A 14,656-nucleotide genomic window follows, 5' to 3' on the forward strand; every position below is an offset into this window, starting at 1 on the left:
GTCGATGATCCTCAAGCCTAATCTCGAACAGAGATCGACGCTTGAGGATCCCAGCGATCACGAGTCGTAGTCGACCGTGACCTCGGCGCTGACGGGGAAAGTCTGGCAGGTGAGGACGAAGTTCGCCTCCACCTCGGCGTCTTCGAGGGCATAGTTGCGCACCATGTCGACCTCGCCGCCGCAGATCTTGGCGCGGCAGGTGCCGCAGACTCCGCCCTTGCAGGCGAAAGGCAGATCCGAACGCGATTCCTGTGCGGAGTCGAGGATCGTCTGACCCTGCGACATCGCCGAGGTGGTCCGTCGTCCGTCGAGGACGATCGTGACGTCACTGGTGGCACCCTCGACGATCTTGTCCGCGTGGACGACCTCTGGTGGCGGTTCGTCGACGTAGAAGAGTTCGAAGTGGATCTTGTCCTTGGGCACACCGAACTCGGCGAGCACCGCGCGGGCGTCGCTGAGCATGCCGAAGGGCCCGCACAGCCACACGTGGTCCATATCGCCGATGGGCACCAGGTTCGTCAGGAGTTGGCGCAGCTTCTCCTCGTCGAGGCGACCGGAGAACAGATCGACTTCCCGGGGCTCGCGGGACAGGACGTGGATGAGGTCGAGCTGCTGGTTGCGGGAGTCCTTGAGGTCGGCGAGCTCCTCGGCGAACATCACGGTGTTCGTGTTCCGGTTGCCGTAGAGCATCGTGACCGAGGCGTCGGGGTTCGACAGGACGGTCGTGGCGATCGAGAGCATCGGGGTGATGCCCGAGCCTGCGGCGATGCACAGGTGCCGGCCGCCGAGCTCAGGGTCGGCCTGGAAACTTCCGCTGGGTGGCTGAACCTCGATGGTCTCACCAGGGCGAACGTCACGGACGAGCCAATTGGAGAAGAGTCCGTCGGGGATCTCGCGGACGCCGATGCGCGGATTCGTTCCGGCCGGTGCGCAGATGGAGTAGGAGCGGCGGTGTTCTGCTCCGTCGATCATCCGGCGCAGAGTCAGGGACTGCCCTGCGGCGAAGTCGAAGATCTCAGCGTATTCGTCCGGGACGTCGAAGGTCACTGCCGCTGAGTCGTCGGTGAGGTGGTCGACGGACTTCACGGTCAGCGGGTAGAAGCTCGATCGGGAGGCGCCTTCGCCCTTGACGGCCGGGTCGGTCGGCTGGGTCGTGGAAGCCACCTCGGCGCTCTGATTGATCGTTTCGGTCATCTCAGATCTCCTTCACGTGTTGGAACGGTTCGAGGCAGTCGAGGCACTGGTACATCGCCTTGCATGCCGTCGGTCCGAATTCCGAGGACAGCTTCACATTGGCCGAACCACACAAAGTGCAGGTCAGGGCCCGCTTCGTGGGCATCAGAGTCAAAGCCACAGGCCCTGTGTGACGGGGCGCCTGCCCGGGTGGGGAGATTCCGGCACCCTTGAGTGCCCTGCGCCCCTCTTCGGTGATCCAGTCACTGGTCCAGGCCGGAGTCAGGGACACCCGCACCTCGGCGTCGGGGAATCCTGCGTCCTGGAGTTCGCGCTGCAGATCATCGCGCATCGTCGCCATCGCCGGGCAGCCCGAGTAGGTAGGGGTGATGGTCGTGACGACGCGTCCGTCTTCGATCGCGACGTCACGGAGCACGCCGAGGTCGACGAGCGTGAGCATCGGCATCTCCGGGTCCGTGACGCGAGCCGCGGCTATGCGGGCACGATCGAGCGCCTCGGCGTCGGTGCCGTTCGACCGGGCGGAAGTGTGCTCACGGTCTCCGTGGACGGTGGAAGCGTGGGGCTGAAGTGTTGCGGTCACCATTGTCCTTTCGGGTATTGGCGAGCGACTACCTGCATGTCGGCGAGCATCTTCGAGAGTGCTTCGGTGTGCAGTCCGTCGCGGCCCTTCTGTCCTCGGACACCGGCCAGAGCGCCGCGTTCGGGGCGCTCGATTCCGGCTGCCGCGAAGACCTGGTCGAGGATGACTCCTGCCTCATCGGCCACCTCGGCGGGATCGACTCCGATGCCTGCGGCCGCCACCGAGGCTTCGACCGGGTGGGTTTCGAAGAGTTCGTTCCACAGGGGCCAGAGCCCATCAAGTGCCTTCAGGAGGCGGGTCTTCGACTCTTCCGTCCCGCGGGCCAGGGTGAGGACCCAGCGGCCGGCGAAGTCGCGGTGGTAGGACATTTCCTTGACGCCCTTGACCGCGATGGCCGAGAGCACGGAGTCGCGGCTGGCTTGGAGACGTTCGAAGATCGCCAGACGCCAGGTGGAGTAGATGAGGATCTTCGCGACCGCCTCGGCGAAGTCACCGTTGGGCACTTCGGCCAGGCGAACGTTGCGGAACGCCAGGTCCTCGCGGAAGTACGCGAGGCGGTCCTCATCGGGCACCGGGGAGCCTTCGGGCAGCTCGGGCACGAGACTCGGATCGGCTGCCGCCGTGCGGGCGAGCAGAAGCCGGGACTGGCCGAGCAGGTCGAGGGCGATATTGGCCAACGCGATGTCCTCTTCGAGGTCGGGCGCGTTGGAGCACCATTCGGAGATCCGCTGGGAGAAGACGAGGGCGTCGTCGCCGAGCATGAGGCAGTAGGCGGCAAGGTCCTTCGGGTCGACGCCCTCGGGCACGGTGGTGTCGACTCCGGCCAGGGGGTCTTCGAAGTCGGTGCCGAAGGCCCAGTGCGCGTCGTTGACGAGCAGGCCCGAGTAGGCGTTCTCGTGGTCACCGTGCTCGATGTTGGCGCCGGCCTCGTCGTGGTCGACATTGATGGAAGGTTCGTTGCTCATCGTCAGACCCTCCTCACATGTGGGGGACATCGTCGGGGATGTCGTAGAAGGTCGGGTGGCGGTAGACCTTGTCGCCTGCGGGGGCGAACATGGGGTCCTTCTCATCGGGGCTCGAGGCCGTGATCGACGAGGAGCGTACGACCCACAGGCTAACGCCTTCATTGCGGCGGGTGTAGACGTCGCGGGCGTGACGCAGGGCCATCTGGTCATCGGGGGCGTGCAACGATCCGACGTGGACATGGTTGAGTCCGCGCTTGCCGCGCACGAAGACCTCGTAGAGGGGCCATTCGCCGCGGACGCTCGGGGTGCGGGTCTCTGCGGAGCCGGCGCCGGTGCCCGGTGTGGTCTCTGCGCTCATTTGGCGGCCTCCTCGGCGGTGGTGTCAGCTGTGTCGGCTGTCGACGTTTCGGACGAATCGGTGGGAGCGGAGTCCACGGCGGAGTTCTCGGCGAAGGCCAGTGCTGCGTCGCGGACCCAGGCTCCCTCGTCCCAGGCACGCTTGCGGTGGGCAACTCGCTGATCATTGCAGGGACCGTTGCCCTTGACGACGGACCAGAACTCGTCCCAGTCCGGGGTCGAGAAGTCGTAGTGGCCGCGTTCTTCGTTCCACTTCAGTCCCCCGTCGGGGAAGGTCACGCCCAGGGCCTCGGCCTGCGGGACGGACATGTCGACGAACTTCTGACGCAGCTCATCGTTGGTGTGGGTCTTGATGCCCCATTCCATCGACTGCTCGGTGTTCGGCGAGTCGTCATCGGGTGGGCCGAACATCATAAGTGCCGGCCACCAGAAGCGGTCGACCGACTCCTGAACCGAGGCACGCTGCTCATCGGTGCCGCGCATCATCGTCATCAGCAGCTCGTAGCCCTGACGCTGGTGGAAGGATTCTTCCTTGCAGACGCGGATCATGGCGCGACCATAAGGACCGAAGGAGGTCCGACACAGGGGCACCTGGTTGACGATCGCGGCACCATCGACGAGCCAGCCGATCGTGCCGACGTCGGTGTAGGCCAGCGTCGGGTAGTTGAAGATCGAGGAGTACTTCTGCTTGCCGGCGATGAGCTTCTCGGTGAGCTCATCGCGGGAGGCGCCCAGGGTCTCAGCGGCCGAGTAGAGGTAGAGGCCGTGACCGGCTTCGTCCTGGACCTTGGCCAGCAGGATCGCCTTGCGACGCAGTGAGGGCGCACGGGAGATCCAGTTGCCTTCGGGCTGCATGCCGATGATCTCCGAGTGCGCATGCTGGGCCACCTGCCTCACGACGGTCTTGCGATACTTCTCCGGCATCCAGTCGCGCGGTTCGATTCGGTCCTTGGCTCCGATCGTCGCGGCGAACTGTGCCTCGAGTTCTGATTCGTTGATTTGCGTCGTCATGACCACTCCACCCTTGGATGCGCCCTTCCTGGCGGTGCGCTGTTTCAAATTCTGCACCGCTGAGGACTGTGCGTTCGGGTCGACCATCGTACGACCGTCGACCCGGGACAACCATTTACTGACCGTTTGTTCTGTATTGTTCACTATCAGTGTGGCACACCCCCCGCCGAGGTGCAACGCACAGCACCAGCTCGTCGCCGGGCCGCGGATGACCCAGCGGCACTCGGGCCGCGCGCCGAGACTCGCCTCGCCTCGCAGCGGCCTCACCGAGAACCGCACGCTGCCCCGAGACGCTCCCGTGCGCCCCCGAGTCTCGGTGCAACGCGCGGTCCGCGGCGAGGTTAGACTGACCTGCCACCACCGGGCCGCAGGCGACGCGATACCGTGGTCCGACTTGACAGCGACGCCGATCACAACCATATTTATTGACCAGATGGTCGTTTATTCTTCGAAGGTGCCGCGACCGGGAGCTTCGGGCTGCTGACAGCCATCGTCCACATGCGCTCACCACTGCCCGGCAAGTGATCGCCACAGCAATCAGCGACTCGAAGAGGAGCCTGACATGGGAGAGCCCAGCCCCGAGGCAACGACAACCGCTCGCACGGCGGCGTCTGCGGACAGCGCGAACGGCGAACCGGGCACGGACAGCGAACCGCTGACCGGCGCCGCGGCGATGTTCGCCAATGACCGCGCCTCTCAGCACCTGGGCATCACGGTCGACGATCACGGCCCCGGCTGGGCACGGTGCTCGATGACGATCACCGAGATCATGGCCAACGGGCACGACATCACCCACGGCGGCTATATCTTCCTCTTCGCCGACACCACCTTCGCGATGGCCTGCAACTATCCCGGCTCGATCACCGTCGCCTCGGGCGGTGACATCGACTTCCTCAAGCCCACCTACGTCGGCGACGAACTCGTCGCCCGCGGCAAAGAGATCGTCAAACAGGGCCGCTCGGGCATCTACGACATCGAAGTCACTCGCGGAGACGAGATCGTTGCGACCTACCGCGGCCGCTCCCGCACGCTGCCCGCACGAAAGCCCGCGACTTCCTGACACGAGGTCCCACCGCGGCCCTGGTACGGCCCTGAACCGGCGCCCCACCTCGGCGCCCCACAGATTGCTCAGCACAACAAGATTCACCAAGGAGACAACGATGACTGCCAATGATCGCGACGCCGGACAGCGCATGAGCCTCGACGAGCTGCGCGCCGATCAGCTCGCCAACCTCAAGTCGAGCGTGACGAAGGTGTACGAGAAGGTGCCGTTCTACAAGAAAGCCTTCGACGACCTCGGCGTGACTCCAGCGGACATCACCAGTCTCGACGACATTGCGAAGCTGCCATTCACGAACAAGCAGGATCTGCGCGACAACTACCCATTCGGCATGTTCGCAGTCCCTCGCGAAGAGGTCGCTCGCATCCACGCGTCTTCGGGCACGACCGGGCTGCCGACGGTCGTGGGCTACACACTGGGCGACCTCGACTCGTGGGGCAGCCTCATCGCACGCTCCATCCTCGGTGCCGGCGGCAAACGCGGGCAGATGATGCACAATGCCTACGGCTACGGACTCTTCACCGGTGGCCTCGGCGTCCACGGAGCCGAGCGCCACGGGTTCACAGTCGTCCCGATCTCCGGCGGTCAGACGCAGCGTCAGGTCCAGCTGATCCAGGACTTCAAGCCCGACATCATCACGGCCACCCCGACCTACCTGCTCACGATCCTCGACGAATTCCACAAACAGGGCGTCGACCCCACCACAACGAGCCTGCAGACCGCGATCTGCGGCGCCGAACCGTGGACGGATGAGATGCGCAAGGAGATCGAGAAGTCCTTCAACATCAACGCCGTCGACATCTACGGCCTCTCCGAGGTCATGGGCCCGGGCGTGGCCTGCGAGTCGGTGGAGACCAAGGACGGACCCACGATCTGGGAGGACCACTTCTACCCGGAGATCGTCGATCCCTACACCGGCGAGGTCCTGCCCGACGGTGAGGAAGGCGAACTCGTCTTCACCTCGCTGACGAAGGAGGCCCTGCCGATCATCCGCTACCGCACACACGATCTGGCGAGCCTGCTGCCGGGCACCGCGAACCCGAACTTCCGTCGCATCTCACGCATCACCGGCCGCTCCGATGACCTCATCATCATCCGCGGCGTCAACGTCTACCCGGCCAACGTCGAGTCCGTGCTCTTCGAATTCGCACACCTCAGCCCCCACTTCCAGCTGGTGCTCACTCGCCCCGGCCGGATGGATGAGGTCACCGTCGAGGTCGAGTGCCGTGAAGGCGTCGGAGCCGCGGAAGTCGAAGGTCTGAACAAGCTCGTGGCCGCGCGGATCAAGGAACGCCTCGGTGTCTCCTCGACCGTATCCGTGCTCAAACCGGGCGAGCTGCCTCGCTCGGTGGGCAAGATCAAGCGCATCATCGACCGCCGTGAGGGCCTCAGATGAGCTCCCCCATGAGGCGGGCTGCGGTGCCGTACGCGGCAGCCGCGGTCCAGGCTGGTTAGACTGGTGCGCATTCCGAAAACGACTTCACCTGCGCCGACACCCGACCTCGAGTCCGGTGTCGATCCGGCCGTGGACGCAGCGACGAAGTCCACCGACGCCGAGGCGGGCGCATCGGACCAGCCCAAGCGCACCCGTCGTGGACGGCCCGGTTACGACCGGGAGACGCTGATCAACAAGGCCACAGAGGTCTTCGTCTCTCGCGGATACGACGGTACGTCCATGGACACGGTGGCACGTGAGCTCGGCATCACGAAGTCCGCGATCTATCACCATGTGAAGTCGAAGGAAGAGCTGCTGCACCTGGCGATCAACCGCGGCATTCGCGCCCTTGACTCCGCGGTCGAGGCCGAAAGCCAGCGGACGGGGTTGGACGCCCTCACACGTCTGCGCTCCGCCGTCCATGCCAGCGTGGTCATCCTCATCGAATACCACCACTCGGTGACCCTGCTTCTGCGGGTGCGCGGAAATTCGGACATCGAGCGCAGGGCCCTCGAGGCTCGACGGAGGATCGACGATAAGATCCGGGTTCTCGTCGCTGCGGCGATCGAGGAGGGCGGGCTGCGTTCGGACTTCACACCCGGTCTGATCACGCGTCTGCTCTTCGGCATGGTCAACTCCATCACCGAGTGGTATCGGCCCAGCTACCCCGCCGCCCCTGAGAAGATCGCCGACGCGGTCACCTCAATGGCCTTCAACGGCCTCGAAGCCTGACAGCTCTACCCTGCGAAGTCGCGCAGCGGCAGTCCCCTCACGCCCACCTCGGCGACGAAGAGGGCACCCGCCAAGGGATCCTCAGCGGTGTCCACGTTCTCCTGCGATGTGGTGATGAAGAGCCGATCGAGGCTCTCCCCGCCGAAGGTGCAGGCGGTGACCTTGCCGGCCGGAACGTCGATGACTGCGTCCAAGGTGCCATCCGGTCGGTAGCGGTGAACCGCTCCCCTGTTGACCACGGCCGTCCATACGCAACCTTCGCTGTCGACGGTGAGTCCATCGGGGCGACCGCCGTCAGGGAGTTCGACGAGGACCCGATGGTTGAGCAGTCCCTGATCCGGATCGAAGTCGAAGACGCCAACCTGCCCTGTGGGTGTGTCGTTGTAGTAGGCGAGTGAACCGTCGGGGCTCCACTCCAGACCGTTGGATACGGTCACCCCCTCGAGCATGACGTCGACCCGGCCTTCGGGGCTGAGACGATAGAGCGAGGCAGCACCGGGACTCTGGTCGTAGGCCATCGATCCGCACCAGAAGTTCCCCTGCGGATCGCAGCCGCCCTCATTCATGCGGATGCTCGGCGAGGCCCAGACCTCAGGCAGAGCAGTGACCTGCCCATCGGGACCTTCGAGGGCGAAACCGCGCTCGATTCCGATGACCGCGCCACCGCCTCGGCGAGGTCGGACCGCCGCGGCGACCTCGGCGACGTGACGGCGTTCGACGTCGTCATCACGCAGGGTCAGGATGTCACCGGCGAGCATGTCGACCCAGCGCAGACCGCCCCAGGACGGCGACCACGCGGGCCCCTCGCCGTGGTAGACGATCGGATCGGTGACCTGTTCGGCCCTCATGACTGTGCTCCTTCCGACTGGTGCGCTGAACTTGTTTGCTGCCCTGCCGGCGGCTGCGAATCCGGGCCGGCGCTGCCCGCGGGATAGTTCTCCATCGGCACGGTTCCTGCCTCCCAAGCTTCGAGGACCGGGGTGAGGATCTGCCAGGCCAGCTTCGACTCCTCCGGGCCTGCAGCCAGATCCGACTCTCCTTCGAGGGCGCTCTTGAGCACGTGTCCGTAAGGGGAGAAGTCCGGCCGCGGCTGCTCACCGGTCAGACTCATCGGAGTCATCTTGTCGCGGGAGCTGCTCGAATTGAGGTCGAGTTCAACGTCGAACGGTCCGTCGAGGCCGATCCACAGTCGCGCGCTCTGCTGAGCGGACCCGACCGGGCGGAAGAGGATCTCAAGGCCCTTGCGCGAGTGGGCGAGCGCCTTTCCCGTGCGCAGACGGAACCGGGTGCCAGCCCAGCGGGGAGAATCGATGTGCAGGACAGCCTCGGCGAAGGTCTCGGTATTACGGGTCCCATCGACACCGTCCTCGTCGATGTAGTCGGGCACCGTCTTCGCCGCGGCCTCCGGCTCATCGGCCAGCGTCCCCGCGGTGTAGCGGGCGCGGCGAGTGGAGGTCGCAACGTCAGCGGCAGACAGCGGCCGGACGGCAGACAGGAGCTGGGTCTTGCGTTCTCGCAACTCTGCCGCATTCGGCCATCCGGATTCGATCCCGTCTGGCCGGTCCATGGCGCTCATCGTCAGCACCTGCATCATATGGTTCTGCAGGACGTCCTTGAGCGCTCCTGTGCTGTCGTAGAACCGGGCCCGGCCCTCGAGCGCGATGGCCTCATCCCACAGCACCCGGAACTCCTCGATATGTTCACTGTTCCAGACGGCCTCGGGCAGCGGATTGGCGAATCGAAGCGCCAGCATCGCCTGCACAGGAGCCATGCCGAGCGCATGATCGACGTTGAAGACGATCGAAGCGGCATCGTCACCGAAGAGCTCGCCGAGGAGGTCGTCGAGTTCCAGCGCACCGTCGAGGTCATCTCCGAAGGGCTTCTCCATCGCAATCCGGCTGCCTGCTGGAAGGTCAGCGGCGGCCAGGGCACCCAGCGCATCAGGCATGAGTCCTGTGGGCAGTGCGAGGTAGACGGTCACCGGCGAATCCTGTCCGCGGCCGGTTTCTGCCAGAAGATCGGCCATATCGGCCGGGTCGGTGACATCGGCGGACCGGTATCGCGTTCGGTCGAGGATCCACCGGCGGGCGCATTCCGGATGGTCGGCGCCGTGCTCGTTCAGCTTCGCCTCCGCGTGGTCGCGGTAGTCGTCCTCGCTCATATCCCGAGTGGCAGACGCCATGAGCGAGAAGCTCTGCGGCAGCGCGTCGACGGCGGCGAGCTCCGCCAGAGCCGGGAGCAGGAACCGTCCTGCCAGGTCACCGGTGGCTCCGAAGATGATGAGGTGTGCGTTCAATGTGCTCTCCTGTCGACGGACTGCTGCCACCCACGCTACCGCGTCAGCACGAGGCTGGTTGTCGACGGTGATGTTCTCCGCAGGAACACTCAGTCGCCTCGATTTTCGCCCAGGGTTGCCAGGCCTGCCACGAGGATCCACCCCAAGGTCGCGTCCATCTGACCGAGCAGCTCATCGCGCGGGGGCTGATAGTCGCTGATGACCCAGTCGACGACCATCTGCACGCCGGCGCCGACGAGCATGTCACCGAGGATTCTCTGCTGGCCAGCGGTCAGCTGGGGGCCGGCAGCCGTCGCGGACAGGCGACTTGCGAGCTCATCACCGATCGTTCGACCCTGTCGTCGATAGAGTTCGTCGACGCGCGCACTGACTCCCAGAACCTCGAAGAGGTGGACTCGGGCCTGCACCGGGTTGGCCTGGGCCCAGGCGAGGAAACCGCCCATGAATCCTCGCAGCACCGCCGCGGCATCCTCACCGCCGCCGGCGAGGACGGAGGCGCGCAGGTCGGCGACCACTCGCTCATAGACCTCGCAGAGGAGGTCCTCCAGAGTGGCGAACGACTCGTAGAAGTAGCGCTTGTTGAGACCAGCTTCCGCACAGACCGCACCGACCGTTGCAGCCCGATAGCCTTGAGTGCCGAAGAGCGAGATCCCAGCCGTGACGAGCTGCTCACGACGTGCGCTCTCACGCGCTTCCCGGCTGGCCCCGGCATACGGTCGTCCCTGATCACTCACACTGTGATCTTGACAACAAAGCCCAGCGAACGCAAACTGGTACGACTCCGTACCAGAAAGGCCAGGAATGACATCCAGCTCGTTAGGCAACACCGCGCTCAACGCCGAACGGCGGGCGCGGGACCTCGCGGAACTCGCAGAGACGGAGGCCTCGGGCGCCGAACCCTTCGACCTCGTGGTGATCGGTGGCGGGATCACCGGTACAGGTGTTGCACTCGATGCGGCCTCCCGTGGCCTGAGCGTCGTGCTCGTTGAGCGCGGGGATCTCGCGTCGGGCACCAGTGGCTGGAGTTCGAAGCTGGCCCACGGTGGTCTGCGCTATCTGGCGAAGCTCGACGTTCCGATCGCGTGGGAATCCGCGGTAGAACGTGGCCATCTGATGCGCCGGATCGCGCCGCATCTGATCCGGCCGGTCAAGATGCTCTTTCCGCTGCACACCCACGTCAGCCATTTTGATGCCGCACTGACGGGGACCGGATTCTTCGCGGGAGATGTGCTGAGAATGCTGGCGCGCACCCCGAAATCACTGCTGCCCCACCCCCACCGGATCTCGCCTGGCGAGGTCTGCCGACTCGCTCCGGCCACGGCTTCCAGCGGGCTGCGCGGCGGACTGCTCAGCTGGGACGGCCAGATCGTCGACGATGCCCGGCTCGTGGTGACCATGGCTCGCACCGCTGCGGCCCATGGGGCGCGCATCATCACCTATGCCACCGCCACAGGGGTCGAATCCGGCGTCGAATCCCGTGTCGAATCCGGACGAGTCCAGGTCACCGATCGGCTCACCGGGAAGCCTCACACCATTCGTGCGAAGCAGATCATCAACGCCGCCGGCGTCTGGGCCGATTCACTCTCCGAGGATGTCGAGCTCGCTCCGTCCAAGGGCTCGCACCTGCTGGTTCGGGCCGAGAGCATGGGCAATCCGACCGCTGCCGTGACCGCGCCGGTCCCCGGTCGCTTCGGCAGGTTCGTCTTCGCGGTGCCCTGGGACGACGGACTCGTCATGATCGGCCTGACCGATGATCCACACACTGGTCAGATTCCCGAGCGAGCCCGCCCGGACGCCGAGGAGCGGGCATTCCTGCTCGACACCATCAACGCCGTGCTGGAGAACCCGCTCACACCCGAGGACGTGGTGGGCAGCTTTGCCGGGTTCCGGCCACTGCTCAAGGGCAAGGCCGACTCTGGTGCCGACCTCTCACGCAAACACGCGCTGCTGCGAGACTCAGCCACCAACCTCCTCACCATCGTCGGCGGCAAGCTCACGGCCTATCGGCGCATGGCCGAAGACGCCGTGGATGCGGCGGTCGAGGCCGGCGGGTTGACAGCCAGACCGTGCCGCACCACGACGCTCAGCCTCGTCGGCGCCGGCACACCGAGAGCAGGTCTTCCCAGCCATCTGGTCCGCCGCTACGGTACCGACGCCGAGGCGGTCGCCTCCTACAGTGCCGATGACCCTGCGCTGAGTGAACCGGTCAGAGCCGGAATTCCGCTCAGTCGCGCGGAGATCAGGTTCGCCGTCGAGCACGAACTCGCCGTCACCGTTGAGGACGTCATCGACCGCAGAACCCGCTGGGGCCTCGTCGACGCTGATCGGGCCGACCTTGCCGCTGCCGTGCGCAAGCACGCCCCAGAGCTTCTCGAAACCAGCGAGCCGACCGAGACCGGACAGAATGCGCGGCTCGCACAGCCCACACGACCCATACGAACCACACAGGACGAAGGATGACCCCCATGGAGAAGACTCAACCGAGGATGCGCTGGTGGGGCTGGGGCGAGGACGGCAATGACGACCCGGTCAAGCCCGGCGCCAAGAAGATGCTGACCGCAACCTGCGGCTGGCCCAAAGGTGTCAACCACACGCCGATCGATCTCGACGCCGTGCAGCTGCCCGAACCCGAGCTTCCTGGGCGGGCGCATGCTCAATTTATCGAGCTGCTGGGTGCCGACTACGTTCGCGAGGATCATGCGACCCGCGTCTCCCATGCCGCCGGACGCAGCCTGCCGGACCTGCTGCGCCTGCGCAGCGGCACCATGCCCTTCGCCCCCGATGCCGTGCTCTACCCGGAATCCGAGACCGAGGTCGACGAGCTGTTGGCCATCTGTCAGGCGGAGCGCATAGCGGTCGTGCCCTTCGGTGGCGGCACAAGCGTCGTCGGAGGTATCGCCGCGTTCCGCCCCAACTTCCGCAGCTGCGTGTGCATCAGTCTGGCTCGCCTCGATGAGGTCCTCGATATCGATGAGGAATCCTTGACGGTGACTGCCCAAGCCGGAGTCTTCGGCCCGGACCTCGAGGAAAAGCTGCAGTCTGAGGGCTTCACACTCGGCCACTTCCCGCAATCGTTCGAGTTCAGCACCGTCGGTGGCTGGGTCGCCACACGATCGGCTGGTCAGCAGTCGAGCGGCTACGGTCGCATCGATGACAACGTGTTCGGTCTGCGTGCCTCGACTCCAAGCGGCCCGATCACACTGCGTTCGACACCCGCCACAGCGGCCGGGCCCAACCCTCGTCAGATGTTCGTCGGGTCCGAGGGCACATTCGGAATCATCACCCAGGCCACGTTGCGCATCAAGTCTCTGCCCGAGGCGATGCTGCCGGATGCCTGGTTCTTCCGCGACTTCCACTCGGGTGCCACGGCACTGCGTGAGCTGGAACAACAGGGACTGCGTCCCGACATTGCGCGACTCTCCGATGTCAACGAGACTGCGTTCGGTCTGGCGCAGCTCGGCAGCGACGTCCAACGCAAGGGCCTCCTGGCCTATCTTCGCGCTCGAGGAGTCACCACCCCCTGCATGCTGGTGCTGCGTTACGACGGCCCCAAAGCGGAGGCGAGGGTGCGCCGGTCCACCGGGCGTGAAATCGCGAAGAGGCACCGGGGCGTCAGCGTCGGCGGCAGTCCCGAGACCATGTGGGAGAAGCACCGCTTCTCGACCCCATATCTGCGCGATCAGCTGCTGACCGAAGGCATCATCGTCGAGACGATGGAGACGGCCGCACCCTGGAGCAGGATCGAGGACCTGCACGAGACGATCAAGCAGGACATCGAGAAATCACTGGCCGAGCGCGGCACGCCGGCTCTGGTGCTGTGCCATATTTCTCACCTCTACACCTCCGGCTGCTCGCTCTATTACACCGTGTTCGCTCAGCAGCAGGAGGGCCAGGAGATGGAGCAGTGGAAGGCGCTGAAGACAGCGGCCAGTGATGCTGCGGTCAATAACGGCGGCACGATCACCCACCACCATGGCACCGGAGCAGACCATGCACCGTGGCTGCCCCAGGAAACCGGCGATCTGTGGTTGCAGATGCTGCGCGCAGCGAAAGCCGAAGTGGACCCGGAAGGAATCATGAATCCGGGAAAGCTCATGCACGGACCGACGGAACTATGACCACCGCACCGCCGCCGCTGTCGGTGCCCGTCATCCTCAACCCGGCAGCCCGTCATGGAGCAGTCTGGAAGCGGATCGGACCGGTCAAAGCAGCCTTCGCCGCTAATGGGATGACAGCGCAGCTGATCGAATCCACCAGCGAACAGCACGCCGGAGAGCTGGCCGCACACTATGCGGCGCAGAATGCAGCACTCGTCGTCTCTCTGGGTGGAGATGGAATGGTTCGCGCTGTCGCTGCCGGACTGATCGGCACACAGACCGCTCTGGGCATCGTCGCTGGAGGGCGAGGCAATGACCTCATCGGCAAGCTCGGCATTCCGAAGGGAATCGAAGCCGCCGTCGCCATCATCGCTGAGGGACGCGACCGCTCCATCGATGTCATCGACCTCAACGGGCGGATATCGGTGGGCAATGTCTGCCTCGGACTGGACTCCGCAGTCCAGGTCTATGCCGATTCGGTGCACCGAATCAAGGGACACTGGGTCTATCTGTACGGCATCATCCGCGCAATCCTGGCGCCGCAGCGCATTGATCTGTCACTGATCCTCGATGGCGAAGAGGTCGACTTCCGCGGATACACGGCAGGCTTCGCCAACTCCGGCCGCTACGGAGGTGGACTGAAACTCTCTCCGGGAGCGAAGATCGACGACGGTCTCATCGATGTGGTGCTGCTCAGGGACGTGTGGCTGCCGCGGCTGGCCGTCGAGCTCGTAGCGTTCACGCTGGGTCTGCACGCCTTTCACCCGCATATCACGTTTCGTCACGCCCGTGAGGTGTCCATTGCGGCCCGCGAGGGAGCCGCGCCGGTCGAGATCGTCGCCGACGGTGATGCCGTCGCACACACCCCCGCCACACTCTCGATCCGACCTGCGGCGCTGCGGGTCCGCGTTCCGCGCTGATCTGCCGAG

14 protein-coding genes are annotated in these 14,656 nt (G+C 65.3%); 6 read left to right on the top strand and 8 right to left on the bottom strand.

Features of this window, described 5'->3' with window-relative positions:
- Window positions 1–57 precede the first annotated feature (57 nt).
- Genes paaE through paaA form a run of 5 tightly spaced genes read right to left on the bottom strand, consistent with a single transcriptional unit; the run spans window position 58 to window position 4,107 of the window.
- Window positions 58–1,194, bottom strand: coding sequence for a 1,2-phenylacetyl-CoA epoxidase subunit PaaE (gene paaE / locus INT40_RS03955; protein ID WP_226830789.1), 1,137 nt, complete (start codon window positions 1,192–1,194; stop codon window positions 58–60).
- 1 nt (window position 1,195) lies between these two features.
- The gene (gene paaD, locus INT40_RS03960) at window positions 1,196–1,777 is read right to left on the bottom strand and encodes a 1,2-phenylacetyl-CoA epoxidase subunit PaaD (RefSeq protein ID WP_413463546.1); all 582 of its coding nucleotides are present in this window, start codon (window positions 1,775–1,777) and stop codon (window positions 1,196–1,198) included.
- Window positions 1,771–2,739 carry a 1,2-phenylacetyl-CoA epoxidase subunit PaaC gene (gene paaC / locus INT40_RS03965; protein WP_226830790.1) on the bottom strand — a complete coding sequence of 323 codons (969 nt, stop codon included), beginning with the start codon at window positions 2,737–2,739 and terminating at the stop codon, window positions 1,771–1,773. Before paaC ends, paaD begins: the two co-directional genes overlap by 7 nt.
- 13 nt (window positions 2,740–2,752) lie before the next feature.
- A complete protein-coding gene (gene paaB / locus INT40_RS03970; protein ID WP_101570081.1) occupies window positions 2,753–3,097 on the bottom strand; it encodes a 1,2-phenylacetyl-CoA epoxidase subunit PaaB in 345 nt (114 codons plus the stop codon).
- The gene (paaA, locus tag INT40_RS03975) at window positions 3,094–4,107 is read right to left on the bottom strand and encodes a 1,2-phenylacetyl-CoA epoxidase subunit PaaA (RefSeq protein ID WP_193095557.1); all 1,014 of its coding nucleotides are present in this window, start codon (window positions 4,105–4,107) and stop codon (window positions 3,094–3,096) included. Before paaA ends, paaB begins: the two co-directional genes overlap by 4 nt.
- A 562-nt stretch (window positions 4,108–4,669) precedes the next feature.
- Between paaA and paaI the strand changes: the two genes are divergently transcribed.
- From paaI to INT40_RS03990, 3 genes are all read left to right on the top strand, one after another.
- Window positions 4,670–5,167: a hydroxyphenylacetyl-CoA thioesterase PaaI gene (gene paaI, locus INT40_RS03980; protein ID WP_193070880.1), complete on the top strand. Its 498-nt coding sequence runs from the start codon at window positions 4,670–4,672 to the stop codon at window positions 5,165–5,167.
- 100 nt (window positions 5,168–5,267) lie between these two features.
- Entirely contained in the window at window positions 5,268–6,563 is a 1,296-nt protein-coding gene (gene paaK, locus INT40_RS03985; RefSeq protein ID WP_193095558.1) for a phenylacetate--CoA ligase PaaK, read from the top strand.
- 63 nt (window positions 6,564–6,626) lie between these two features.
- On the top strand, window positions 6,627–7,334 hold the full coding sequence (locus tag INT40_RS03990; protein ID WP_413463547.1) for a TetR/AcrR family transcriptional regulator: 708 nt from the start codon (window positions 6,627–6,629) through the stop codon (window positions 7,332–7,334).
- Window positions 7,335–7,339: 5 nt separating this feature from the next.
- On the opposite strand, the gene INT40_RS03995 is transcribed toward INT40_RS03990, so the two are convergent.
- The 3 genes from INT40_RS03995 to INT40_RS04005 form a co-directional block, all read right to left on the bottom strand.
- A complete protein-coding gene (locus INT40_RS03995) occupies window positions 7,340–8,182 on the bottom strand; it encodes an SMP-30/gluconolactonase/LRE family protein (RefSeq protein ID WP_193095559.1) in 843 nt (280 codons plus the stop codon).
- A complete protein-coding gene (locus tag INT40_RS04000) occupies window positions 8,179–9,630 on the bottom strand; it encodes a glucose-6-phosphate dehydrogenase (protein WP_193095560.1) in 1,452 nt (483 codons plus the stop codon). The genes INT40_RS03995 and INT40_RS04000 overlap by 4 nt, the downstream gene beginning before the upstream one ends.
- 89 nt (window positions 9,631–9,719) lie before the next feature.
- Window positions 9,720–10,364: a TetR/AcrR family transcriptional regulator gene (locus INT40_RS04005; RefSeq protein WP_180958897.1), complete on the bottom strand. Its 645-nt coding sequence runs from the start codon at window positions 10,362–10,364 to the stop codon at window positions 9,720–9,722.
- A 67-nt stretch (window positions 10,365–10,431) separates the two neighbouring features.
- On the opposite strand from INT40_RS04005, the gene INT40_RS04010 reads away from it, so the two are divergent.
- From INT40_RS04010 to INT40_RS04020, 3 genes are read left to right on the top strand one after another with little or no spacing between them, the layout of a single operon-like run.
- Window positions 10,432–12,090, top strand: a complete 1,659-nt coding sequence (locus INT40_RS04010; protein WP_193095561.1) for a glycerol-3-phosphate dehydrogenase/oxidase — start codon at window positions 10,432–10,434, stop codon at window positions 12,088–12,090.
- Window positions 12,091–12,095: 5 nt separating this feature from the next.
- Window positions 12,096–13,748, top strand: coding sequence for an FAD-binding oxidoreductase (locus tag INT40_RS04015; protein WP_193095562.1), 1,653 nt, complete (start codon window positions 12,096–12,098; stop codon window positions 13,746–13,748).
- Window positions 13,745–14,647: a diacylglycerol/lipid kinase family protein gene (locus tag INT40_RS04020; protein WP_193095563.1), complete on the top strand. Its 903-nt coding sequence runs from the start codon at window positions 13,745–13,747 to the stop codon at window positions 14,645–14,647. The genes INT40_RS04015 and INT40_RS04020 overlap by 4 nt, the downstream gene beginning before the upstream one ends.
- The last annotated feature ends 9 nt before the right edge of the window (window positions 14,648–14,656 follow it).

Source organism: Brevibacterium sp. FME17, assembly GCF_014897515.1.
In the GTDB taxonomy this organism is placed as follows: Bacteria; Actinomycetota; Actinomycetes; order Actinomycetales; family Brevibacteriaceae; genus Brevibacterium.

Excerpts from the sequence above, each read along its gene's own strand:
- INT40_RS04010 (WP_193095561.1), top strand. The coding sequence starts at position 10,432 with ATGACATCCAGCTCGTTAGGCAACACCGCGCTCAACGCCGAACGGCGG.
- paaD (WP_413463546.1), bottom strand. The coding sequence starts at position 1,777 with ATGGTGACCGCAACACTTCAGCCCCACGCTTCCACCGTCCACGGAGAC.
- paaB (WP_101570081.1), bottom strand. The coding sequence starts at position 3,097 with ATGAGCGCAGAGACCACACCGGGCACCGGCGCCGGCTCCGCAGAGACC.
- paaI (WP_193070880.1), top strand. The coding sequence starts at position 4,670 with ATGGGAGAGCCCAGCCCCGAGGCAACGACAACCGCTCGCACGGCGGCG.
- INT40_RS03995 (WP_193095559.1), bottom strand. The coding sequence starts at position 8,182 with ATGAGGGCCGAACAGGTCACCGATCCGATCGTCTACCACGGCGAGGGG.
- INT40_RS04015 (WP_193095562.1), top strand. The coding sequence starts at position 12,096 with ATGGAGAAGACTCAACCGAGGATGCGCTGGTGGGGCTGGGGCGAGGAC.
- INT40_RS04020 (WP_193095563.1), top strand. The coding sequence starts at position 13,745 with ATGACCACCGCACCGCCGCCGCTGTCGGTGCCCGTCATCCTCAACCCG.
- paaC (WP_226830790.1), bottom strand. The coding sequence starts at position 2,739 with ATGAGCAACGAACCTTCCATCAATGTCGACCACGACGAGGCCGGCGCC.
- paaK (WP_193095558.1), top strand. The coding sequence starts at position 5,268 with ATGACTGCCAATGATCGCGACGCCGGACAGCGCATGAGCCTCGACGAG.
- paaE (WP_226830789.1), bottom strand. The coding sequence starts at position 1,194 with ATGACCGAAACGATCAATCAGAGCGCCGAGGTGGCTTCCACGACCCAG.
- paaA (WP_193095557.1), bottom strand. The coding sequence starts at position 4,107 with ATGACGACGCAAATCAACGAATCAGAACTCGAGGCACAGTTCGCCGCG.